Consider the following 532-nt stretch of genomic DNA (forward strand, 5'->3'; position numbering starts at 1 on the left):
AGATGTTTCTTTCGATTCATCATCGTGTTGCGAAAATTTGAGAGACTCACGAACAACTTTCGTTGTTCAGTGTTTCAATTTTCAGCTTGATCCAGATTTTTAAAGAGCAAAACTTCGCAGTGAACCTTTGCAGGTACACTCTGAAGTATTTTTTATTTAATCACTACAGAGATGGTGGAGCTATGCGGGATCGAACCGCAGACCTCCTGCGTGCAAAGCAGGCGCTCTCCCAGCTGAGCTATAGCCCCATAACATGTAGTTAAAACCTCTTCAAATTTGCCGTGCAAATTTGGTAGGCCTGAGTGGACTTGAACCACCGACCTCACCCTTATCAGGGGTGCGCTCTAACCACCTGAGCTACAAGCCTGTAGAGGTTTTACTGCTCATTTTCATCAGACAATCTGTGTGAGCACTGCAAAGTACGCTTCTTTAAGGTAAGGAGGTGATCCAACCGCAGGTTCCCCTACGGTTACCTTGTTACGACTTCACCCCAGTCATGAATCACAAAGTGGTAAGCGCCCTCCCGAAGGTT

General features: G+C 46.1%; 2 tRNA genes and 1 rRNA gene. All 3 read right to left on the reverse strand.

The annotated features are described in order from the left end of the window. Positions 1-172 precede the first annotated feature (172 nt). A tRNA-Ala gene (locus ACJHX3_RS25055) sits at positions 173-248 on the reverse strand. A gap of 42 nt (positions 249-290) precedes the next feature. Then, a tRNA-Ile gene (locus tag ACJHX3_RS25060) sits at positions 291-367 on the reverse strand. Positions 368-435: 68 nt separating this feature from the next. Beyond that, positions 436-532: ribosomal RNA gene (locus tag ACJHX3_RS25065) — 16S ribosomal RNA — on the reverse strand; the annotation flags it as partial.

Origin of the sequence: Escherichia sp. WS1265 (assembly GCF_046487585.1) — a bacterium.
GTDB lineage: Bacteria > Pseudomonadota > Gammaproteobacteria > Enterobacterales > Enterobacteriaceae > Escherichia > Escherichia coli.